Source organism: Mesorhizobium sp. WSM4312 (genome assembly GCF_002294875.1).
GTDB lineage: Bacteria > Pseudomonadota > Alphaproteobacteria > Rhizobiales > Rhizobiaceae > Mesorhizobium.
In genome coordinates this window covers 13,044-36,543 of sequence record NZ_NSFU01000028.1, presented here as the reverse complement: position 1 = coordinate 36,543, position 23,500 = coordinate 13,044, and the positions used below count along the sequence as shown (strand labels likewise).

At 59.7% G+C, this 23,500-nt stretch carries 16 protein-coding genes and 2 pseudogenes; 14 read left to right on the top strand and 4 right to left on the bottom strand.

The window, feature by feature from the left end; all coding sequences use genetic code 11:
• Nucleotides 1-16: 16 nt before the first annotated feature.
• Complete coding sequence (locus CK228_RS31475; RefSeq protein WP_210202911.1) at nt 17-1,849, bottom strand: thiamine pyrophosphate-binding protein; 1,833 nt, start codon at nt 1,847-1,849, stop codon at nt 17-19.
• Nucleotides 1,836-3,185: a histidinol dehydrogenase gene (hisD, locus tag CK228_RS31470; protein WP_095790368.1), complete on the bottom strand. Its 1,350-nt coding sequence runs from the start codon at nt 3,183-3,185 to the stop codon at nt 1,836-1,838. Before hisD ends, CK228_RS31475 begins: the two co-directional genes overlap by 14 nt.
• A gap of 170 nt (nt 3,186-3,355) precedes the next feature.
• On the opposite strand from hisD, the gene CK228_RS31465 reads away from it, so the two are divergent.
• A complete protein-coding gene (locus CK228_RS31465) occupies nt 3,356-4,186 on the top strand; it encodes a helix-turn-helix transcriptional regulator (protein ID WP_095790367.1) in 831 nt (276 codons plus the stop codon).
• Nucleotides 4,187-4,227: 41 nt separating this feature from the next.
• Here CK228_RS31465 and CK228_RS31460 read toward each other — a convergent pair whose 3' ends face one another.
• Complete coding sequence (locus CK228_RS31460; RefSeq protein ID WP_095790366.1) at nt 4,228-5,730, bottom strand: GMC family oxidoreductase; 1,503 nt, start codon at nt 5,728-5,730, stop codon at nt 4,228-4,230.
• A 367-nt stretch (nt 5,731-6,097) separates the two neighbouring features.
• Between CK228_RS31460 and CK228_RS31455 the strand changes: the two genes are divergently transcribed.
• The 5 genes and pseudogenes from CK228_RS31455 to CK228_RS36125 all read left to right on the top strand — a co-directional run bounded on the left by CK228_RS31455 (nt 6,098) and on the right by CK228_RS36125 (nt 11,148).
• Nucleotides 6,098-7,228, top strand: coding sequence for an ABC transporter ATP-binding protein (locus tag CK228_RS31455; RefSeq protein ID WP_095790365.1), 1,131 nt, complete (start codon nt 6,098-6,100; stop codon nt 7,226-7,228).
• A 47-nt stretch (nt 7,229-7,275) separates the two neighbouring features.
• The gene (locus CK228_RS31450; RefSeq protein WP_095790364.1) at nt 7,276-8,661 is read left to right on the top strand and encodes a sugar ABC transporter substrate-binding protein; all 1,386 of its coding nucleotides are present in this window, start codon (nt 7,276-7,278) and stop codon (nt 8,659-8,661) included.
• A gap of 32 nt (nt 8,662-8,693) precedes the next feature.
• Nucleotides 8,694-9,650 carry a sugar ABC transporter permease gene (locus CK228_RS31445; protein ID WP_095790363.1) on the top strand — a complete coding sequence of 319 codons (957 nt, stop codon included), beginning with the start codon at nt 8,694-8,696 and terminating at the stop codon, nt 9,648-9,650.
• A gap of 27 nt (nt 9,651-9,677) precedes the next feature.
• The gene (locus tag CK228_RS31440) at nt 9,678-10,547 is read left to right on the top strand and encodes a carbohydrate ABC transporter permease (protein ID WP_095790362.1); all 870 of its coding nucleotides are present in this window, start codon (nt 9,678-9,680) and stop codon (nt 10,545-10,547) included.
• 87 nt (nt 10,548-10,634) lie between these two features.
• Nucleotides 10,635-11,148, top strand: a pseudogene (locus CK228_RS36125) (TIM barrel protein).
• A 4-nt stretch (nt 11,149-11,152) separates the two neighbouring features.
• Here the strand turns inward: CK228_RS36125 and CK228_RS31430 are convergent.
• Nucleotides 11,153-12,043 carry a sugar phosphate isomerase/epimerase family protein gene (locus tag CK228_RS31430; RefSeq protein ID WP_095790361.1) on the bottom strand — a complete coding sequence of 297 codons (891 nt, stop codon included), beginning with the start codon at nt 12,041-12,043 and terminating at the stop codon, nt 11,153-11,155.
• Nucleotides 12,044-12,503: 460 nt separating this feature from the next.
• Here CK228_RS31430 and CK228_RS31425 point away from each other — a divergent pair, with 460 nt between their 5' ends.
• The 8 genes and pseudogenes from CK228_RS31425 to CK228_RS31390 all read left to right on the top strand — a co-directional run.
• Nucleotides 12,504-13,199 carry a hypothetical protein gene (locus tag CK228_RS31425; RefSeq protein ID WP_095790360.1) on the top strand — a complete coding sequence of 232 codons (696 nt, stop codon included), beginning with the start codon at nt 12,504-12,506 and terminating at the stop codon, nt 13,197-13,199.
• 78 nt (nt 13,200-13,277) lie between these two features.
• Nucleotides 13,278-14,897, top strand: a complete 1,620-nt coding sequence (locus tag CK228_RS31420) for a GMC family oxidoreductase N-terminal domain-containing protein (protein ID WP_095790359.1) — start codon at nt 13,278-13,280, stop codon at nt 14,895-14,897.
• A gap of 210 nt (nt 14,898-15,107) precedes the next feature.
• Entirely contained in the window at nt 15,108-16,277 is a 1,170-nt protein-coding gene (locus CK228_RS31415) for a Gfo/Idh/MocA family oxidoreductase (RefSeq protein ID WP_095790396.1), read from the top strand.
• Nucleotides 16,278-16,368: 91 nt separating this feature from the next.
• Nucleotides 16,369-18,018: a GMC family oxidoreductase N-terminal domain-containing protein gene (locus CK228_RS31410; protein ID WP_095790358.1), complete on the top strand. Its 1,650-nt coding sequence runs from the start codon at nt 16,369-16,371 to the stop codon at nt 18,016-18,018.
• 10 nt (nt 18,019-18,028) lie between these two features.
• On the top strand, nt 18,029-19,042 hold the full coding sequence (locus CK228_RS31405; RefSeq protein WP_095790357.1) for a glycoside hydrolase family 3 N-terminal domain-containing protein: 1,014 nt from the start codon (nt 18,029-18,031) through the stop codon (nt 19,040-19,042).
• Nucleotides 19,039-20,631, top strand: a complete 1,593-nt coding sequence (locus CK228_RS31400) for a GMC family oxidoreductase (protein WP_245438156.1) — start codon at nt 19,039-19,041, stop codon at nt 20,629-20,631. Before CK228_RS31405 ends, CK228_RS31400 begins: the two co-directional genes overlap by 4 nt.
• Before the next feature lie 58 nt (nt 20,632-20,689).
• Entirely contained in the window at nt 20,690-22,297 is a 1,608-nt protein-coding gene (locus CK228_RS31395) for a GMC family oxidoreductase N-terminal domain-containing protein (protein ID WP_095790356.1), read from the top strand.
• A 160-nt stretch (nt 22,298-22,457) separates the two neighbouring features.
• Nucleotides 22,458-22,669 (top strand): annotated as a pseudogene (locus tag CK228_RS31390) (IS110 family transposase); the annotation flags it as partial.
• Nucleotides 22,670-23,500: the final 831 nt, after the last annotated feature.

Genomic DNA, 23,500 nt, shown 5'->3' with positions numbered 1-23,500 from the left:
CAGGCTCCGATATCGATCAGAACCCGCGCCCCTCTACGTATTTGGCTCGCAGGTCGCCCAGGTAGGCTGGAACCGTAATGTCCCACCAGCCGGTCACATGCATGTTGGAATGGGGCCGTTCGATCGCGCAGATCGCGTCAATGACATATGGCTTGCCGGACGCCAGTGCCCGCTCAATAGCCGCGCCGATCTGAGAAGCATCAATCACGCGTTCGCCTTCGCAGCCGAGGGATTTTGCGACGCCGGCAATGTCGGCCATCCATTTCGAGCCGTCCGGTGTCTTGAAGTTGGTGATGATCTCGCGGTCTTCACCGAACATGTTCAATTGAAGGTTGCGGATTGCTCCCCAGCCGCCATTGTTGATGACGAGGAAGATCACCGGCGTACCGAGCATCGCAGCGGTTGCGAGCTCCGTTCCCGTCTGCAGGAAAGCGCCGTCGCCGAAGACGGCGCAGACCGGTACTTCTGGTTTGCCCAATTTGGCGCCGATGGCGGCGGGCAAGGCAAAGCCGATCCCCGACATGCCACCAGGTGTGATGTGCTGGCGCGGGCCATAGACAGGAAATTCGTTGAACACCTGGTTTTGCGGATTGGAAGAGTCAGTGACGACGATCGTGTCCCGTGGCAGCGCCATCCGCGCCTCGACCAGAACCTGCGAAGCCGTTATGGGCTGGACGTTGGCGGTGCGCAGAGGACGAAGAAATTCCTCCCACTCCACCTTGCGCTGCTCCAGTTCCTTGAACTGCGCGCTAGACTTGTAGTCACGCCTTTGTCCCTTCGCCTCGAGCTCAACCAGGATGGCCCCAAGCACGGCCTTGGCGTCGCCCAGGATGCCGACTTCCACGGGATAGTTCTTGCCGATCTCGAAGCCGTCGAGGTCCACCTGGATCAGCCTGGTCTTGGGAATGTCGAAGGTGATGCCTTGCTTGTAGGACGAGGTGATGCGGTCGGAGAAACGGCAGCCGATGGCGAGCAGCACATCCGCCGAACGCGTCATCGCATTGCCGGGGATCGACCCCAGATCGCCGCAGGCGCATGCAAACAGTTCGTGGTCTTCAGGGAAGGCGCCCTTGCCCATGAAGGAGGTGGTGACGGGAGCGCCGAGAAACTCGGCGATGGCGCTCAACTCGTCCGTTGCTTCCGCCTGGATGACGCCGCCGCCGGCCAGAAGCACGGGGCGCTCCGCCGCAAGCAGCAGTTCCACGGCGCGGGCGATGTATTCGGGATCGCCGAAGGCGCGCGCCGCGGTACGGCGCTTCTTGCCGTCGTTCATTGTGACCGTGGCAAATTCAGCCTGGACATCCTGCGGCACATTGAACAGAACCGGGCCCTTGCGCCCCTCGAGCATGGCGTTGAATGCTTGCTCCATCATGTTGGGGATTTGCTCGACATGACTCGGATTGAACCAGCGCTTCACCACGGGCTCTGCCATGCGAGGGAAATTGTCGGAATGCGGCCTGTCCACTTCCTGAAGCACGCCGCGTCCCATCATGTAGGTGTGAACGCCGCCGGTGATGACAAGCTGGGGCAGGGAATCCGCGAATGCGGTGGCAATGCCGGTCAATGTGTTGGTGGCGCCAGGGCCGATGGACGTCACTACAGCGGCGACCCTGCCGGAAGAGCGGTAGAACCCATCCGCCATATGGGAGGCATTCTGCTCATGCATGGCAGGCAGAAGCTGGATCTCGTCCTTGCGATCGACGAAGGCGTCGATGAGGGCCGTATCGCCGTGTCCGGGGATGCCGAAGGCATGGGTGACGCCTTCACGGATCAGATGATCGACGATGATCTGCCCGCCGGTCATTTCCTGCGCGACGACTTCGCCTTTCACGTTTTTATCGTGCTTCATTGGTTTCCTCCATTTGCTTGCGCGCGGCCAGCGGCTGCGCGGCAGTGGCGTATTCGATGTTTCGGTGACCATAGCGCCGCACGCGAACGTTGGCTTGCTCGGCGTGGCCGGCAAATCCTTCCATGACGCACAGGCGCGAGGCGTACTCTCCGATCATCGCCGACGCCTGATCGGTCAGGATTCTCTGGTAGGTGCAGGTTTTCATGAACTTGCCGACCCACAGGCCGCCAGTATAGCGCGCCGCTCGCATCGTTGGCAGTGTGTGGTTGGTGCCGATGACCTTGTCGCCATAGGCAACGGTCGTGCGGGCGCCGAGGAACAATGCGCCATAATTCCTCATATTGTCGAGAAACCAATCGTCGTGCGTTGTCATGACCTGGACATGCTCCGAGGCTATGCGGTCGGCCTCCGCGAGCATCTCTTCGTGTGTATCGCAAAGGACAATCTCACCGTGGTTGCGCCACGCGACCCCTGCGGTTTCGGCTGTCGGCAGGATCCTGAGCAGGCGCTCGATTTCAGCCAGGGTGTTCGTGGCGAGCTTTTCGGAGTTGGTCACTAGGATGACGGGCGAATTTGTGCCGTGCTCTGCTTGCCCGAGCAGGTCGGTCGCGACCAGTTCCCCATCGACGGTATCATCGGCCAACACCAAGACCTCGGTGGGACCCGCGAAAAGGTCGATGCCGACGCGTCCGAAGAGCAGACGCTTCGCCTCAGCGACATAAGCATTGCCGGGACCGGCCAGCATGTCGACCGATTCGATGGTCTCCGTGCCGAACGCCATTGCGGCGACCGCCTGCACGCCGCCAAGGACATAGATCTCGTCAGCTCCGGCCAGATGCTGCGCCGCGACGATCAGTGGGGCCGGCTTGCCCTTGAAGGGCGGAGCGCAGGTGATGACGCGCTCGCAGCCCGCCACCCTGGCGGTCAGAACCGACATGTGTGCCGAGGCGAGCAACGGGTATTTGCCGACGGGCACATAACAGCCGACGCTCCGCACGGGAATATTGCGATGGCCTAGTATGACGCCCGGCAGTGTTTCGACCTCGATGTTGGTCAAGGCGGCCTTCTGGGCTTCAGCGAAGTTGCGCACTTGCGTTTGCGCGAACTCGATGTCGTCCCGTTCTTGTCTGGATACACTGTTCAGGCAAGTTTCGATCTCGGCCTTGGTAAGCCTGTAGCTTTGCCGATCCACGCCATCGAAACGCACGGCAAGCTTGCGAACCGCCGCGTCTCCGCCCATTTCCACTTCCTCAAGGAGACCCTGAACAGTCTTGGTGAGAGCGTCGTCCTTGAAGTTGGAGGACTGCGTCTCCGCCGTCTTGATATGTCTTATCATTCGCATCCGCCTCTGCCTTGCGGCTCGTCGCACAATTCGGGCGCCCGCACGCCGACCGTTCCGAGATTGCGACAGCCCCAACATGGTCACAATTTCGCAGGGCCTTGATACTTGGCGCAAACTGACGCATACCCGTTCAGTGACCTTTCGCGACGAGCAGCAATAGACCGATGACGATTCATGAGGATACGGCTCTTTCGGCAGAGAAATTTGCTGCCAATCTGAGATATTTGTGCGAGCGAAGCGGCTCTATCTCTGATATTTGCCGTAAAATGAAAATAAACCGGCAGCAGTTTAACAAATATATGTCGGGATTGCATATCCCGTCCGTGCAAAACCGACGGCTAATTGCGAAATATTTTGGGATAAGCCCGGATGTTTTCTTCGTTGAGCATGAGGAATTCAGAATGCTTATCGAGGGAAATTACTTCCATGCGCTGGAGGCTCTTCGCCATGCGGCAAGGTTTAGCGGCTTTCTTGAGACAGGGCTTCTTCACCAGCGATCTGCATCGGAGGGGTTCATAGGAATATATGATCGATATCAATATTCGAGCATCTACAAGGGAAAGATCCTACGGTCTGCGTATTGTATTTATCGAAATCGAGATTTTCTTCAACATTACTATGTGGAGCGTTTTCCGAGCTTCGATCGACCATCCAAGGCGGACTATGTCTTCAAATATCATGGCTTCACGATTCCATTGGACGGGCGAATATTCTCTATCGATTTCGAAGTCGGCCAGAAGAATGAGATGACGTTTGGAATCTATGCGCCGGTTCAACGAAGCGCGAAGAACTTCATGTTCGGAATCACCTCGGGAATCGCAGCCACGATGCTGCGCCCACCCTACGCCACCAAGGTGGCGATGCATTTCCGTGCGCCCGGCATGCTGCGAAAGGAACACCTGAAACGGGTGACCACACTCGAGGAAAACGATACGTCGATTCCGGTCGAGGTCAGGCAGTTTCTCGGCAGCGACGAAATGCTCCCGCGGCCCTGATCGATATCGCCGTTTCGCTCTCGAGCGCTGGCGGGCGCACGTCATGCCAGATCGCTCGCCAGCATATGGTCGGCGGCACGCAAAGCCTGCGCGGCAATCGTCAGGGCCGGGTTGACGGCCGCTGAAGACGGCAAGAACGAAGCATCGATAACGAAAAGATTCTGCTGATCCCAGGCACGGCAGAAGGAATCCAGCGCCGACGTCGCGGGATCGTTACCCATCCTAACCGTCCCGCACTGGTGACCTGTCGCGTGCGCGACCAGCGATTTTGTGATGACGATGGGGTATCCTGCCTTTCGCAGCGCCTGTTTCATGCGGCGCACGAGTTCGATGTGGCCATCCATATTGTTCAGTGTCACGGAAAGCATGATGCGTCCGCCCTCCAGGGTGACACGATTGTTGGGATCCGGGAGATCTTCGGAGAGGCCGATCCAGTCCATGCCATGTCTGGCCAGCCGATTGCCGAGGAAGCCCGGCAGATAAGGCACATTGGCGGTCAGCATGCCTCCCTGCAGCTTGCCCAGCATCTGCATCTGACCCATTGGCCAGCGAAAGGCGTCGTCGCCAAAATACCAGTCGTTGATCGCCAGGGTCTTTTGGAAGACCGTGGAATTCACCCGGTGCGACAATCCCATCAGCGCGGTCTGATTGTGCACCATATAGTGCCGTCCGACCACATCGGAGCTGTTCGCCACGCCCTCGGGAGCGCCGGTGTCGGCTGAACGCAGAAGCAATGCCGCGCTGTTCACGGCGTTGCAGGAGACAACAAAGAGGGGCGCCGATAGCTGCTTCACCGTGCCGGCGTGATCGACCTCGACCGCCGTGATGCGCTTGCCATCGGCCGTGGTCAAAAGCCGACGCGCAAAGGCATGTGTCATCAAATCCATTCGGCCGGTTGCCAGCGCAGGTTCCACGCCACAGGTTTCCGCGTCGTTCTTCTGTGCGATCTGGCAAGGAAAGCCATCACAGGTCCGGCACAGGATACATGTGCCCGCCGGCGGCGCATTGACGGCTAGTGGCAGAGCGGAAGGCGAGAGGCCATGTCTTCGAAAGCGCTCCGCCATCTTCTCGACGATTGGTTCCGAGTTCACCGGTCCGTATGGGAAGGGTGTGCCGCGCCACGGAGCCGATTTGTCGAGGCGGTCATCCCCGTGGACGCCGAAAATTCGCTCGGCCTTGTCATAATAGGGCGCGAGATCGGCGTAGCGATATGGCCATGCCGGAGAGACGCCGCGTTTGTGCGCGAGATCCTCGAAATCCCGCTCCCGCAGGCGAAACATCGCGCCGCCATAGAATTTGGTGGACCCGCCGACATTGTAGAACATGCCGGGATCGAAGCTGTTGCCATGCCCGTCTAGCCAGCTGTCTTTCGCCTTGTATTTCTTCTCGAAGAAGACCGACCGGACGCTCCAGTTCTCTGGCTCGCGAGGTACAAAGTCGCCGCGCTCAACGACAAGCACGCGCGCGCCTTTCTCTGCCAGGCGACGCGCGGTGATGGCGCCTCCAACGCCGCTGCCGACAACGATGACGTCATACTCTTTCATGGCAAGTCCAATGTCTATGATCGGCCGGCAGGCGTGGTCCCGACAGCGTAGTTGATGCCAATCGCGCTATATCGGTTGGGCTGCTCCGAGAAAAGCGGACATTCGCGAAATTGCGTCAGTTTGCGTCAGATATCGAATGTTTGCGAAATTGTGGTGACGCAACGTTGGAGTAGGTTCATCCTAATAAAAAGTGATGGTCCACAAGCGGCCATCGATTGGGGTCATGAGGAGAACGCTGCTGCGAGCGAAAGCTTCGCAGCGCCGTGCAAGGGTTTCTTGCCATCTAGGCGGTTTCATGCAGTTGGCGTGACAAAACTATGCATCGAAAATCCTATACTTAACTGAGAAATTGGCGGGACCTGAAAAGATGGCCAGCGTATCACTCGAAGGCATTTGGAAAGTATTCAACAATTTTGTGGCGATACCCGACCTTGATTTGAAAATCAGAGACGGAGAATTCATCGTCTTTGTTGGCCCCTCAGGTTGCGGCAAGACCACAACGTTGCGGATGCTTGCCGGTCTTGAAATGCCAACCTACGGCTGCATCCGCATCGATGGCGAGGATATTACCCTCACACCGCCTGGCAAACGCGACATAGCCATGGTCTTCCAGAGCTACGCGCTGTATCCGCATATGAGCGTCCGCGGCAACCTGTCGTTTGGCCCGGAGGTTCGCAAGGAGAAACGATCCGATCTCGACGGTCGCGTTGAGAAGGTCGCCAGCCTCGTCGGTCTGAACGGACTTCTCGAACGTAAGCCGTCAGAACTTTCGGGCGGACAACGGCAGCGCGTTGCACTTGGCCGCGCGCTGATCCGTGAGCCGCGTATCTTCCTTCTCGATGAACCCCTCTCCAACCTTGATGCCGGCCTGCGCACGCATATGCGCGCCGAGATATCCGATCTTCAGCGAAGGCTGGGTGTAACCACAGTCTATGTCACGCATGATCAGGTCGAGGCGATGACGATGGGCCACCGCATCGCTGTCTTCGATCGAGGCAGAATCCTTCAGGTCGACACCCCAGCAGAGCTCTACCGGAATCCCGCAAACAAGTTCGTCGGCACGTTCATCGGCTCGCCGCGCATGAACATCCTGCCCGCCGAACTGACCCGCGAAGGCGCCATGGGGCGGATCCAATGCCTGGGGTCGGTGTTTTCCGTGCAGGCCGATCGTTTTTTCACGTCGACCAGCCTGCCTTCCCGGGTCGAGTTGGGTATCCGGCCAGACGACCTCCATTGGACGAAAGATGCCCCCTCGCGCTGTCGCGAACACATTGTCGGAACGGTTCGCGCGATCGAGACGACTGGGTCGGAGACGTTCGTTCTCGTCGATGTAAACGGCGTCGAAGTGAACGCCCGATTTCCCAGTTTCGCCGACATTCGCCTCGGCCAGCAGGCGGATCTCGTCTTCGATCCAAACGATCTGCATTTCTTCGAGCCTGTATCGGGAAACACCTTACGCACCGAACCGGCCCGGACCCTGGAGCACCAGGTCGCGTAAACCAGTCAAAATCAAAAAAGAACAATACCAAACCAGAGGAGAAAAAAATGAAAATCGGCAACATAATCAATCCAGACATGCAGCGCAGGGCTCTGCTCGCCTTGGCGTTCACGACGGCTCTCAGTGCCGGCACGACGCTCGCCTGGGCGGATGCGATCACGCTAAGGGTCGCCTACAGCGCCGACTATTTCATGAGCAGCCCGGATCTGGCCAAGAAGTGGTTTGGTGAGGTCAAGGACGGCTTCGAGAAAGCGAACCCTGACACCAAGCTCGAGTTGGTTCCGATCCAAGGCGGCTACGACGATTTTTTGACCAAGCTCAGCCTGATGTATTCGAATGCGGATCAAGTTCCCGATCTGGCCGAGGTTCCGGCGCCCGAGATTGGCCAATGGGTGGCCTCGGACCTTCTTGCTGCGCTTGACGATCAACTCGCCAAGACCGACTGGTGGCCTCCGTTTGTAGAGCCCGTCAAGAAGGAAGGGACCGTCGGCGGTAAGGTCTACGGCGTCAGCCAGGGCGTCAACACCAACGCCTTGCTGTACGACAAGACCATCTTCGCCAAGGCCGGTCTTCCGGCCGATTGGAAGCCCAAGACCTGGAAAGACCTCCTGGACGCCGCCCGGGCGATCAAAAAGTCCGACCCGAACGTCTGGCCGCTCTGGGTGCTCACAGGCACGGCCCAAGGCACACAAGGCGTCGTCCTGGGGGCTCTCAATTTCATGTTTGGATCCAGCGATCCGGAGTTCTACAATGAAAAGGACGACAAGTGGGTCGTCGACGGCAAAGGCATTCGCGAGGTCCTCGACTTCTATCGCACTGCCTCGGCGGAAGGGTTGCTTGCGCCTGCGTCTCAGATCCTGAACGCCAACGGGCCTGGCATCGTTGCGCCGTTCTTGCCCAAGCATCAAATCGGTATAACGCTCGGCGGAAACTACGTTCCGCAAATCTGGAACAATGTGATTTGCGGTCCGTGCTGGCCCGAGGGCGAGAAGGAAATCGGCATCGCGCCGCTTCCAACATCCGAGGGGCAGGCACCCGGTATCGCGACTGCTTTTTCTGGTTGGAGCATGGTAATGGCGAAGGCCTCCGCGCATCCGGATGAAGCTTGGAAGCTTCTGAACTTCATGTTCCAGAAGGACCTTTCCCTGGAGGTCGGCAATTATGGTGGGCTCGTTCCGCCCAACCCCGCCTACATCTCCGAAAAGGCCTATCTTGACTTCGCCCCGTCGACGCAAAAGGGCTTCGCCGATCTTCTGCCCGTGGCGAGAAGCGCCCCTTCCAATGCGGGATACAAGGTGTGGTCCTTTGCAATTGCGCAGGCAACTGAAACCCTTGTCCTGCATCCTGAGACTACTATCGATCAGGCGGTTGACGGCATGAAGACCTATGTCGCCGGCCAGCTCGGCGACGACAAAGTCGAAGTCCGCAAATAACCGTCCTCACAGCCCGCATTGGGAGAGGCTTCATGGTCGAACTCGTCAGGACCCCGATAACAATGACCTTGGAGGCTGTCATTGCCGAGAAGGGAGCGCGGCTGGACAAACCGCGCTTCAATCCCTCCAGCCTGCTGCTTCTGTTTCCCGCAGCGGCCTTGCTGATTGGCCTTTTCATCTATCCGGTCGGCTACTCCGTGTATCTGGGATTCACCAACCTCCAATTGATCGGCCCGAACGCGATCCACTTTCGCTTCACGGGCCTGCAAAACGTCTACTTCCTTCTTTCCGATCAGGTTTTCTATCGGTCGATTTGGCTGACGCTCGTTTTCGTCGTGGGTTCCGGCGCGGTCGGAACAACCGTATTGGGCTTGGTAATAGCCTTGGCCCTGCAAAGCGCTCTCACGTCCGTTCGCATGGTCGTGAGCAGCCTGGCGATCGTCGCCTGGACCCTCCCACCAGCGGCGATCGCCATCATTTGGTATGCCGCCACGACACAGGGCGGCGTATTCCCCGTATTGTTCGGGTATCCCCATGCCGATGTGCTCTATGATCACGCCATGCTTGTGGTGTCCTTGGCCAACGCTTGGTCGCTCGCGGGATTGGCCACGATCATCTTTTCAGCCGCGCTGCGCAACGTTCCCCAGGAAATGCTCGAGGCGGCGAAACTCGAGGACGCCAATGCGTTCCAGCGCCTCACGCGCCTGACGCTGCCCATCCTCAAGCCCACGATCCTGACTTCGGCGCTGCTGATGACGCTGCTTTCCTTCGGCAACTTCACGCTCATCTATCTGATGACACAGGGTGGTCCGAGCGGGGATTCCAACATCTTGCCGGTGTATTCCTACTTGCAGGGCTTCACGTTCAAGAAGCTGGGCTACGCAGCCCTGTTGGGTGACGTCATCGTCCTGATATCCGGTGTCCTTGGCGTCGCCTATGTTTGGCTGGCGCAGACCCGGCGTCGTTCGCCGAAATCCGTTTCAGTCTGATCAATGTCTGGAGATCAGGTAGCCAACATGCCCACCAACGCGTATCAAGACCCGATCCCTCCGTTCCCTTCAACGGAACCGCTCCGCGTCAATCATTGGAGCCTCACCAAGGTGATCAGCAACGTTACCTTGCTGGTCATCGGCGCCTTCTTCCTCCTGCCCATGCTCTGGCTGTTTGCCGCATCTGTCGATTCCAGCGCTTCCTGGCAGCTCAAGCTTCCAGTCTTCACAATGCACAATTATGCGCTTGCACTGCAGCCGGACTATACGAGGGCGCTGCTCAACAGCCTGATCTTGTCGCTGATCGCCACCATCGTCGCAACGGTTGCGGCTTTCATGGCCGCGTATTCCTTCTCACGCCAGCATATCCCGTGGAAGGGGCCGATCCTGCTGGCGATTCTCTTCCTCTCGGGTGTCCCCATCTCGATCCTTATCGTACCGATCTACAAGATGTTCACCTATGTCGGTTGGCTCTCGATCCTTCCCACAGCCATCCTGCTCGGCGTTACGGCGTTGCCGTTCGAAATATATCTTATCAAGAACGCGATTGATGCGATTCCGCTGGATTTGGAGGAGGCGGCCTCTATAGAGAAGGCAAGTATCTGGAAGATCCTTCGACGGATCGTGATTCCGCTGACCATGCCTGGCATCGCGTCGGCGGCAATCTTTGGCTTCGTCAACGCGTGGGGAAATTTCCTCATTCCTCTCGTGCTGATCACTCGGGCGGCCGAACAGCCTGGGCCAGTCCGGATGTACGGATTCATGAACTCAGTGGCCATCAACTATGGCGCAGTCGCCGCGTTTTCCATTCTCTATTCGCTGCCGGTTGTCATCCTCTACCTTTTGATGTCCCGCAGCTTCCGAGCGGGCTTTGTTCTTGGGGGTGCCGTTCGCTGACCGGCGGATGACTTGACTGGGAGCCAGGTATCCACGCGCCTTCTGCCCGATCGACCGCCTTGCCCTACAGCGCTGGAACTTTAGCCAATGATGAAATTATCCGCATGCATAGAGTGGCTCTTTGCCGCCGAGACGACAAGTTTCATAGATCGGATAAAGTTGGCGCGGCAGCGTGGTCTGGGGGCCGTCGAATTCTGGACTTACTTGGACGAACAAGGACCTGAACCTCATCGAACGTGCATTGCAAGTGTCAGCTATGGAAGTGAGCGTCGCGACAGGCGTGCCGGAGGTTGGAATTGTCTACGATCTCTACCATTCCGCGGTGATGGGTGAAAAAACCGGAGAGGTCATCGGCAACAGGATCGACCGTGTCTTCCACCTCCACGTAGCTGATCATCCGGGGCGCAATGAACCAGGAGCCGGGCAAATCGACATCAGGAAGCGCCTGGACTGGCTCGCTGCCCAAGGCTATGGCGGCTTTGTCTGCCTGGAGTATGGACCGCTTGCTCCAACGGCGGAGACTGTAGCGGATTGCCGGCGCCTGCTACTGGGCCTCTGGCGGGGCAGGGGGCACCAGCGAGGTTGGCTTGCTGGCCTATAGCGGTTCAGCAGCCCGATACAAGACTGGTGAGTTGCGCCTTCATCTGGCTGGCCACGTCGTAGCTGTTCTCCTGCTGGACTTTCCGGCAGAACGTTTCGGAGCACCACCAGCCCGTATACCCGGTGGCCTTGACCGCGTCGGTCCAGGCCTTGAGGTCGAGAACGCCCTCGCCGGTCGGGATGTCGCGCAGGATAGATTCGTTGGGAACACCGCCGGAAAGCGGCAAGGAGTCGCAAACATGGACTCCATAGATCAGATTGCCATCGATCACGGCGAGATCCTCAGGATGGTCTCCCGATGCATAGCAATGCCAATAATCCACAACCATTTTGAGGTTGTCCCGGTTTGCCTTCCGTAACAGCGTGACCTGGTCCGCCAACGAATTGACCGGTCCCCATGCCAAGGCCTCGAGATAGACGAGCAACTCGAACTCTTGCGCGATCTCGGCCAGCATCTTCAGATTTTTGGCGGTGATTTCGATGCGCTCTTCCTGCCTGTAGTCGAGAACGCCCCGGTATCCCGCTTTCGGCTTGTCTTCCCGGAAGCGTGCAACCTCAAGATGGTCCAAGGGACCGGTGATAACCTGCACACCCTTCGCACCGACGCAGCTTGCGAGTTCGAAAACGGCGCGAGCGTCAGAGATCAACGACTGAGTATCGTCGCCATGGCGCTCGATGTTCAGAACCGTGCCGACCCCATAGACTGGCAGGCCGCTCAAGGCCGCTTTGATATCGGAAACGGAGTGGTCGGCATCGAGGTAACCGTGGATCTTGGCAGCAGTGGTCTCGATCCCGGCAAAGCCGGCAAAACGAGCGACGTCGATCTCAACGGCCAGCGTCGCGTGCTTGGCGGCGGTCGTGTTGAATATCAGGGCGTCCTTGGCTTGGAACGTCATTGCCTACCTTCCGGCTAGGGAGATCAGATACGGCCTAGCTGCTTTGCAGCGGAGAATTCCCGATACAGAAGAGTGCTGCAATTTCGCAAGGCGATCATTTTTGACGCAGTTTGGCGTGGTGAATACGTGTTTTCGGCGATGGCCGCGCAACGGCGTTTCGGGTGCGCGGCGCGATAGCTTCATGACGCCCCGGCGCGGCCTTATCGGAGTGGCTTACTGCGGCGTCGTCGATAATGCCGAAGCGATGCGTCAACTTGCGCCAAGTATTGAAACAATGCGAAATTGTGATTGGCTCAGGCCTCCCTCAGTGTTGCGAAAATCCAATGTTCTCACAGGTATGCCACTGGCAGAGAAACCGCCTGCGCATTTTTAGCGATCGGCGTACCAAGGGCGTTGGAGGTTTCGCCTCTAAAGCCCACGGACGCGGCTCTCGCGACCATTTGTCTTTTCGGAGTAGGAAATGAACGAAGAAAATCGCTGCCGTCCACTGTCCTTTGACGGAAAATATATCCGGGCGCAGCTTGTCGAAGACGTGCGCGATCACACCGCTCATGGCGTGGTGACCAACCTTTCCAACGAGGCAATGATCATTGGCGGCGACGTGCCCGGTGTTATTCCGCCGTGGAAGTCGACGATCATGAGGGGCGGAAAGATCACCCGTGCTGAACGCGTGTCAATCGTCGACGTTCCGGATTCGGTCAACCTGGGCGGCGTCATGTTCGACGGCTGGGATTGGTTCGGGAACCGCATGGAGGAGTTTCCACGCACCACGCCCCTCTACATCTCCAAGCACGACGTCGTTGGCGAGGTGACGCTCAATCCGTGGCGGTTCTCCAACCATCCCGAACCCCTCGAAGAGACGGAACGGTACGATATCCAGCTCAATCTGTGGTGGGCGCCTGCGCGGACCGACGCGGTTATCCACAACACGCATGCTTTCCTGGAGATCCACACGCAAATCTATGGTCTGGGCCGGATACAGATTTTCAAGGACCATGCGGGGACCGAGTTGTATCGCGAGCTTTCAACCGCGCCGGGCGACACCCACGACCCCATCGTGAGAGTGACCGGGCGTCGCACCTACACCTATCCCTGGCACCGGGGCTGGACGGACCAGGACTGCATCTGGATGGCGATCGAACTGCATCCGAAGTAGGCCTGAACCGACTTACGGGCATGGCCTGGGGCAATATCACCCCAACCAAGCATTTGGTGGAACACTGGGGAGGTCGGGATGCTGGACGCTTACGACTATATCATCGTCGGGGCAGGGACCGCCGGGTGCATCCTGGCAAACCGGCTTTCGGAAGATCCATCGAACCGGGTCCTCCTTATCGAGGCCGGCGGGCGGGACAACTGGATCTGGTTTCACATACCGGTCGGTTATCTCTTTGCAATAGGCAACCCAAAATCGGACTGGATGTTTCGCACCGAAGCCGAGCCTGGCCTGAATGGTCGGGCGCTCGCCTATCCGCGCGGAAAGGTTATTGGCGGCTCGTCGTCGATCAACGCAATGATCGCCATGCGCGGACAGGCCGCCGACTACGACACATGGCGGGATCTCGGTCTGCCCGGCTGGGGTTGGAGCGATGTGCTTCCCGTGTTTCGACGGCTCGAAGACCACTTTCTGGGAAGCGGACCGCATCACGGTGCAGGCGGAGGCTGGCGCGTGGAAGCGCCTCGGCTCTCATGGCCAATTCTCGACGCCGTGCGCGACGCAGCGATCGAAATGGGCATACCGAGATCCGACGACTTCAACACAGGTGACAATGAAGGCGCCGGCTATTTCCACGTCAACCAGAAACGAGGCCGCCGCTGGTCGTCCGCAAGGGGCTTTCTCAAACCGGCATTGGGCAGGGCCAACCTGGAGCTTGTCACCGACGTCCTCGTCGACCGGCTGGTGGTGAAAGACAAGCGCGTGGTTGGTGTCCACTTTCGCCGCAGCGACGGATCGCATCAACTGGCCCGCGCGCGTGGCGAGACCATCCTAAGCGCCGGAGCAATCGGTTCTGTGCAGATCCTGCACCGGTCTGGCATCGGGCCTGGCAAGTGGCTGCAAGAGGCCGGCGTCGACTGTATCCTCGATCGTTCAGGCGTCGGGCAGAACCTGCAGGACCATCTTCAGCAGCGGGCGATATACAAGGTGCACGGGGCGCGAACGCTCAACGACACCTACCATTCGGTGTTCCAGAAGGCATTGATGGGGCTTGATTACGCCATCCGTAGGCGGGGGGCGCTGACCATGGCGCCGTCCCAGCTCGGTATCTTCACCCGTTCGGATCCAACGCAAGCGCGCGCCAACATAGAATTCCACGTGCAGCCGCTGTCGCTGGACAAGTTCGGCGACCCGCTGCATCGTTTCTCGGCGATCACCGTGGCGGCATGCAATTTGCGACCGACGTCGCGCGGCACCATCAGAATCACGTCATCCGATCCAGCGAAGGCTCCGTCCATAAAACCCAACTATCTGAGCACTGACGAAGATCGTCAGGTGGCCGCCGATGCAATCCGGGTCACGCGCCGCCTGATGAAACAGGACGCGCTGCGCTCTCTTCATCCGGAGGAATACCTGCCAGGACCCTCGGTCGGAGATGGTGCTGAAGCTCTCGCCAAGGCAGCAGGCGACATAGGAACGACGATTTTCCATCCCGTTGGGACAGCCAGGATGGGCAAGGCCGCGGACAGCGAGGCCGTCGTCGACGCCTCCCTTCGTTTCCTCGGGTTGGATGGACTTCGTCTCGTAGACGCGTCCGTCATGCCCCTCATCGTTTCGGGGAACACCAATACCCCGACGGCGATGATCGCGATGAAGGCGGCAGACATCATCCTCGCCAATCGGAACAAGGTCGTCTAGCCCAGGCTTAGCCAGCAATTCTTTCCCTGCCGGGCGCGCGGAAATTGCCGCCGCGCCGATGCCTTGCTAATATCCAAGGTGCTTCAGTTTGCGCCAGTCATTTCAAGCCTGCGAAATTGCTGGCCAATTTGGCGCGTGCAAGAATGCGCGGAATTTCCGGAACGGTTCGGCTCGGCCAGCAGGACGTATCATGGGCTGGAGGAGATATTCATGGGCCCGCTGACGAGCGACATACCGCGCAAGCGCCGCTTCCGTGCCGGAATGGTGGGAGGCGGCCAGGGATCGTTCTTTGCAGGCATACACAGGGCGGCCATTCGCCTTTCAAACCGTTTTGATCTCGTCGCGGGCGCATTTTCCTCCGATCCGCAAACCTGCCTGGAGGCTGGAGAGGCCTTGGGCATCCCAGCAGACCGCACTTACCTTAGCTTCCAGGACATGGTGCGTGCGGAGGCGGCGCGAGACGACGCCATCGACGTCGCAATCGTCGTGACGCCCAATCATCTGCATTTTGAGCCATGCAAGCTTTTCATCGAGGCGGGCATCCCGGTCATTTGCGACAAGCCGCTCGTGAATTCCTCTGAGGAGGCCAGGGAACTGCAAAGGCTGGCGGCAGAGAACGACACGTTCTTTGCCGTGACCTATACCTATACGGGATACCCGATGGTCCGTGATGCCCGAGCCCGCATCCACGCGGGGGAAATCGGACAGATCCGGTTCATGTATGTCGAATATCTGCTCGAATGGCTTGCCAATGGCGTTTCAAGCCTGGGCAAGGGCGCTGCATGGCGGAGCGATCCGGCGAAGGCCGGTCTGACCGGTGCGTTGGGCGACATCGGCACACATGCCTTCAACATCCTCGAATTCGTCTCGGCGCAGTGCTGCACGGCGCTCAGCGCCAAGCTGATGCAAACCGTCGAGTCCTTCGGGCTCGACGACACCGATGTCGTGCAGATGGAATTCGACGGCGGGGCCAACGGGCTGTTGTGGTGCGCGCTCGCGGCGCCGGGTCACCGCAACGGTTTGCGGTTCAAGATCGTCGGTACGAAGGCGACCCTTGAATGGCAGCAAGAAGCGCCGGAGACACTTCACGTTTCGCGGCTGGGCGAAGCCGATCTGATTTATCGCCGTGGACATCGGGACATGACCGCCGATGCGGCCAGCTCCGTCAGCCTGCCTCCCGGCAATCCCGAAGCCTATCTCGAAGCGCTGGCGGTTCTCTATTCGGACTATGCGACAGCGCTCGAGGCCGGCGGCAATTGGCGCAACGCGCTTCCAGTTCCGGTTGCCGACATAAACGAAGGCCTGCGCGGTGTGCTTTTGTCCGAGGTCTGCGTGAAGTCCTCGGCGCAGAGATCGTGGCTCCCGTTTCCCGTTTCCTGAACAAGACGAAGACCACAGCAATGGATCCTGAAATCACCAGGGAAGGCAGTTTTGTTGAGCTCACAGCCGCTCCCCCAGGCGTTGAGCCAGCATGAGACGGAACCCCGACTACATCATCGTCGGCGGCGGCTCCACCGGCTGCGCTTTGGCTGGCCGGCTGACGGAGGATGCGGACACCCATGTCACGCTGTTCGAGCAGGGGCCGCCGGATCGTAACCCATGGATCCACTTGCCGGTCACCTACTACAAGGTGTGCAAAGGGCCGCTGCTGTCGCGATACTCTTACGAACGCAGCGCCGAACAAGCTCCCGCCGATGACCCGACGATGATCCAGGCACGCGTGCTCGGCGGCGGCAGTTCAGTCAACGCGATGCTCTATGTGCGCGGCGTGCCCGACGATTACGACGGCTGGGCTGCACGCGGCGCCGATGGCTGGAGCTATGCGGACGTTCTGCCCTATTTCAAACGCGCCGAAGGAAACAACCGTTTTCACGGCGCGGCACACAACAGCCAGGGGCCGCTCGGTGTTTCGGACGCTCGATACATAGACCCGTTGACCAGAGTGTGGCTCCAAGCGAGCCAGCAGGCGGGTTTGCCCTACAACCCCGACTTCAATTCGGGCGAGCAGTCCGGAGTTGGGCTCTACCAGGTCACCACTCGAGACGGACGGCGTTCTTCCGCTGCAGTTGCCTACATCCGCCCGGCGACGGGGCGGCCCAATTTCGATCTGAGGACCAACTGCAGGGCTCGTCGCATCCTGTTCGATGGACAGCGCGCGATCGGGGTCGAATTCATCGAGCGGGGTGTGCGCCATCACCTCATGGCCGAGCGCGAGGTCATCCTATCGGCCGGAGCGATCGCCACGCCGCATCTGCTCCTGCTGTCGGGAATAGGACCTGCAGACCACCTTGGAGCGCACAACATTCCGATTGTCAGCGATCTCCCGGGGGTCGGGCAGAACTATCAGGACCATATGGAGATGTCGCTCGTCTACAGCCTTTCTGACGCCTACGGCTACGACAAATACAAGAAGCCGTGGTGGGCGGCCAAGGCCGGCCTTGAGTATCTGCTGTTCCGGAGCGGACCGGTGACGTCGAACGTCGCAGAGGCCGGAGGCTTCTGGTGGAGTTCGAACGGAACGGCCAATCCGGACATTCAGCTGTTCTTCCTTGCCGGCGCGGGTGTCGAGGAAGGTGTCGATTCCGTGCCCGGCGGCAATGGCTGCACGATCAGCGTTTCGCAGACACGGCCAAAGTCGCGGGGTTTCATCGAGCTGGCGGGCGCGGACTCCGGCCTACAACCCAGGATCGTACCGAACTATCTGACCCACCCGGACGACATTCGCTGCCTGGCGGACGGAGCCCGCCTCGTCCAGGACATCATGAAGCAGCCGGTCCTGTCCCGATATGTGGATCAGGGACACATTCCAGCCAGACCGCTTTCCACTCCGGCGGACTTCGACACTTTCGTGCGCTCACAGGCTCATCCCGGCCTGCATCCCTGCGGTACCTGTCGAATGGGCAACGATCCCATGGCGGTGGTCGACCCGAAGTTGCGCGTTCGCGGTGTGGAAGGGCTCAGGATCGCCGACGCGTCGGTGATGCCCGATGTCATTTCTGGGAACCTGAATTCGGTCGTCATCATGATTGGCGAGAAGGCTGCGGACCTTCTGCGAAACCGGTCCTCTGCCGAACAAGCCGTCGCCACGCCGGCCCGCATTTGCTCGACGCTGAAAGACTGAGGACGTGACAATGAACGAGATTTCCCGCGACGCCTATGCCGTATTGCTCCCGGCCTTCGGCGATATCGACTTCACCGTCGATGCGGCGTCCTTCTTCAGGTCGGGCGGCGTCGCGTCGCTGCTTGGATCGACGCGCGAGGAGTATGTGGCGCGCCGCATGTCGCCCGACCGGCGGCAGAGTGAGACCCTGGAACGGTTCATGGCTTATGCCAGCCATGCCCGTGCGCTCGCCGGCAATGTGCTGATCGCTGTCGACTACGAAGTGGGAGGCGTGCATCGTTTGCACCACTTCGGGCCTCAGCTGACGCATCCAATCGACGTGCTGGAGATGAGCGACGAAGCGGTCAAAAACTTCGGTTCTGAAGCGGCGCGCGCCGCCAAGCTCTGCGGCGTCAACTTCTTTCTGGCGCCGGTTGTCGATCTGGTGACTGGTAGCAATCCTTGGCTGCGTGATCGCACCTTTTCCGTCGACGCGGGCACGGTCGCTCGTGTCGCCAGCACGTTCATCCGCGGCGTGCAGGAAGAGGGCCTGATCGCGACGGCAAAGCACTTCCCTGGTCATCCCCATGTTCCGGTCGATCCATTCGACAGCCCTACTGTCACCGTGACGGCGGCGCTAGACGAACTCGCACCGAGTTTGCGATGCTTCGACGCCGTCATCGCGGCGGGCGTGCGCGCAATCATGACCGGCCCCATACCTGTCGATGCGATCGATCCCGACGAGCCCTCTTCTTCCTCGGCCAAGGTGGTGGCGATGTTGCGGGGCGCCCATCATTTCAAAGGCCTCATCGTTTCCGACGATATCGATCTGCCGGGCACGTTGCGCGGCCGAACAGTGCCAGATGTCGCCATTGCCTCGCTGCAAGCAGGTGTCGACCTGTTGCTCCTGGCATCTGGTCCCCAGGTTGACGAAGTCGCGGCCCGCATTGTCCGCTCGGTCGAGAATGGCGACCTCAATCGGGTTTCGCTTACCAGAGCGGCGAACGCGGTGCGCTCCCTGGCCGAGGGGGCGTGGCAGGCGTGACCGTCATTTCCCCCACACAGGAAAAGCCCACGCGTGGCAATGCGCCGTCGCCCGACGTTGTCGTCGTCGGCAGCGGGGCCGGCGGTGGTCCGCTGGTGAAGCAGCTGGCGGAACTGGGCCTGAATGTTCTTGTTCTGGAGCGAGGCGCGGCGGTGCCGCGTGAGGACGACAACTGGAACGTCGGGGAGGTCTTCAGGGAGCGTAAGTACAGCCCTTTCGAGATGTGGAAAGACCGCACGGGCAAGAGTTTCCGGCCATCCAGCTGGTACAATGTTGGAGGATCGACGAAGTTCTTCGGCACCGTGATGATGCGGCTGCGCGAGCGCGACTTCGAGGCCGTTGAACACGCCGAAGGCGTATCGCCGGCCTGGCCCTTTTCCTACGCGGAACTGGAGCCCTTTTACGCCGAGGCCGAACATCTGTTCGGTGTCCACGGCGACCCTTCGCCAGACCCCACGGAGCCGCCTCGTTCGGGACAGCTGCCTCACGGGGCCGTTGGGTCGGAGCCTTATGTCGCCCGGATCGAGGAGCGTCTGCGAACGAAAGGCCTGCATCCTTTCCCGCTTCCGGTCGCCGTCGACCTGCATCCGGGCGGCAAATGCGTGCGCTGCGGCACCTGTGACGGTTTTCCTTGCGCGGTCGGCGGCAAGAACGATGCCGAGACGCGTTGCATCGAACCGGCCCTCAAGACGGGTCGTGTGACGCTGTGGACCGGTGCTTTCGCACGTCGCCTGCTTTTGGCTGGCGATGGCCGCTCGATCAATGCCATCGAGGTCGAACATCAGGACAGCATCAAAACCGTTTCAGCCGGCATTTATGTGCTGTCTGCCGGTGCGGTGAATTCCGCGCTGATCCTGATGCGCTCGGCAGCCGGCGCCTTCCCGACCGGCTTAGCGAACAGCGCGGATGTCGTCGGCCGTCATTACATGACGCACAACCTGACCACGATGATGGCGGTGTCGACCCGGGAAAATCCGACCAAATTCCAGAAGACGCTTGCCTTCAATGATTTCTACGACGGCGAGCCGGGGTATCCGTTTCCGATGGGAAACGTGCAGACCCTGGGCAAGCTGCAATCCGGCATGCTTGTGGCCGGGGCCAAACATATGCCCCAAGTCATCGCCCGCGCTTTGACGAGACGCAGCTTCGACATACTGACGACGTCCGAGGATTTGCCGAAGGCGGAAAACCGCGTGATGCTGCACGGCGGAAACGTCCACGTTTCCGTCCAGGCAAACAATCTGGAATGCCATCGACGTCTCAACAAGCAGGTCAAGGGGATCCTGCGGGACATCGGCTTTCCGCTGGTCCTCGCCAAGACCTTGCCTGTCAACTTCACCGCGGCACAGTGCGGCACGATCCGAATGGGCAAGGACCCGGCGCAGTCGGCGCTCGATTGCTATTGCCGGTCCTGGGACCACCGCAATCTCTTCGTGGTGGATGCATCCTTCATGCCCACCTCGGGCGCCATAAATCCCTCCCTGACCATTGCGGCACAGTCGCTCCGGGTAGCGCAACACATCGCTGCGGCGGAGTTCGGGATCGGGCGTGCAATCGATGGAACCGGACACGGTGCCAGACTGGCCTGAACGGAAGATGCCAACAGAGGCGAGACACTGATTTGGTGCTCCCAAAGGGATTGTAGACATGCCGGATTTCATAGTCATTGGTGGTGGATCGTCAGGATGCGTCCTTGCCGCCCGCCTGAGCGAAGATCCCGATGTTTCGGTGCTTCTGCTCGAAGAGGGCCCTGCGGACAGGAGCCCCTGGATTCATCTGCCGGTGACCTATTACAAGACGGGCCAGGGCAGGCTGGTCGCGCGTTATCCATGGGCTCCAGGGCCGGACCATCGAGGAGATCCCAATCCGACCATGGTCCAGGCAAGGGTGCTGGGCGGCGGCAGTTCGGTCAACGCCATGGTGTATTTGCGTGGCCAGCCGCGCGACTACGACCAATGGCAGGCGGCTGGGGCGGAAGGATGGAGTTGGAACGATGTCCTTCCCTATTTCAAACGCTGCGAGTCCAACGATCGTTTTGCCAATGAAATGCATGGCACGGACGGCCCCTTGCCGGTCTCCGACCAGGAATTCACCCATCCGATGAGCCGCGTCTGGGTACAGGCCTGCCAGCAGGCCGGCTTGCCGTATAACCCTGACTTCAATTCGGGCCATCAGGAAGGCTGCGGCCTTTACCAGATCAATTCACGCAAAGGCCGCCGTGGAAGTGCTGCCGTGAGTTATCTCAAACCGGCCCGCAAGCGGAAGAATCTTGTTGTTCAGACCGCTGCCCGTGTCTTGCGCATCCTCTTCGAAGGCAAGCGCGCCGTTGGCGTCGAAGTCATGCTCAGGGGAAAGCGAATCAGGCTTCAGGCGAACCGCGAGGTCATTGTGACGGCGGGGGCCATCAATTCGCCCAGGCTACTGATGATCTCCGGCGTCGGCAACGCCGACCATCTGAAACAGAACAGCGTCGAGCCAGTCCATCATCTGCCGGGCGTCGGACAGAACCTGCAGGACCATATCGAAGTGTCCATCATTCACGAGGTGAACGGCCCCTTCAGCTATGACAAATACAAGAAACCTTTCTGGCAGGCCGCCGCCGGCCTCGAGTATTTGATGTTCCGCAGGGGCCCTTGCACAGCCAATGTCGTGGAGGGTGGCGCCTTTTTCCGTTCCTCGCTCAACGAGGACCGGCCGGATCTGCAGTGCTGCTTCATGCCGGGAGCCGGCATCGAAGAGGGCGTGGACACCGTTCCAGGCGGCAATGGCACGACCCTGAACATCTGCCAGACCAGACCAAAATCCGTCGGCTGGGTCGGACTTCGCAGCGGCGATCCCCTCGACCTGCCCTACATCAAGCCGAACTACCTCGCCGAAGAATACGACGTCGACGTCATGTGCGAAGGCGTCGCGTACGGACGCGAGATCATGTCGCAACCAATCATCACCAGGCATCTGAAGCGGGAATACGCACCTGGTAATCTTCGCTCCCGCCATGATGTTCGCGCCTATGTGTTGAGACAGGCCCATGCCGCTTTGCATCCGATGGGAACCTGCAAGATAGGGCACGACGACATGTCCGTGGTCGATGCGGCGCTAAGGGTGCATGGCATCGCGGGCTTGCGTATCTGCGACAATTCCGTTGGGCCTAACCTGGTTTCCGGCAACACCAATGGCGTGGCGATCATGATTGCGGAGAAGGCCGCTGATCATATTCGCAACGACCACGGCATGAGGGCACATCCCCGCAATTGAAGCCGACTCTTCGAGAGCGGTGGATAGCGTCGACACGCGAAACCATACGGAATGATGCGGGAGACATTCGTTATTGGCCTAACGGAAGACCATGAAATCAATGACTATAGTACATTCTCCGCCATGCGGACGTGCGGCGCCGCTCTACGAGGCGGCGTCGGGAAGGGACAAGGTCAAGAGCTGGGGCCGGGAGGTCGCCCAAACGCTCCTGCCATCGCAAGGCCTGTCGCTGTGGCGCGCAAGCTAGCGGTGATCATGCACGCCATGTGGAGCGACGGCACGTTCTATGTCGGCGACGCGGCCATGACTGACACCGACGCCCCGCAACGCGCCCACATCAAGGATCGACGCCTGCTCGGAGCGCATCGATGAGCGGCGCGACGGCGGTTGAAACGCATGGCGCCCGCACGCTGATGGACGCCCCGACGGATGAGAACCGATGCAGACCAGGAACGACGGAACGCACGTTATCTTGCCTGCCGCCGCGCCGACGATGAGACGGCCGGACCGCGCTCGATTGCCTGTGACGATACTCCGTCAGTCCGATGGAAAAGTGCGCCACGACGGTTCGAGCGCTGCAACCATGCAGCCGAGCCACACCGTCGCAGAGCGCGGAAGATTGTACGGCGCACCGGAACGCGACGTTTAAAAGCGGAATCGTAGTGCAGAGAATAGAGTCGTGTATTATCGTAGACGGAAGGAGGAACGACGATGGTTGCAAGTGTCGCCAAACACAACACACAACAGATTGAGATGGCAGGATAAAAGGGAGCGCATTGTGCTCCGGACGGTCGGTTGTTTTTCAATGTGTTATAAGATGATTTCGCAATGTATGCGGGTTGCGCGCACATTGCAGAACTGGCGATTTTGCAGCTGTTACAGCGCATTAGTACAATGTGCGGTGCCTCGGCACAATTAGCAGGAGCCTAGGCCGGGAGGCGCGTGTGCGGACAAGATCTCTACGAGACGGGCTTCCAGCGGAACGCCACTTGGTTGTTAAGTCGATGGCACCCAAACATAGCCGTGCTTTGGTGGCTCTGTCAGTCGATTACGTTGGCACGGGCGACGCTCCTGCGATCCGGTGGGCCACGCGCCAGCGTCGGCCGTCGGATGGCGGGCCGAGCGCTGGCTTGCCTGCTGAGATATCCCTATCGCACAAGGTTGCCGAAGTCCTTCGTCCGCGTTGAGGTCGCGTTCGCGGTA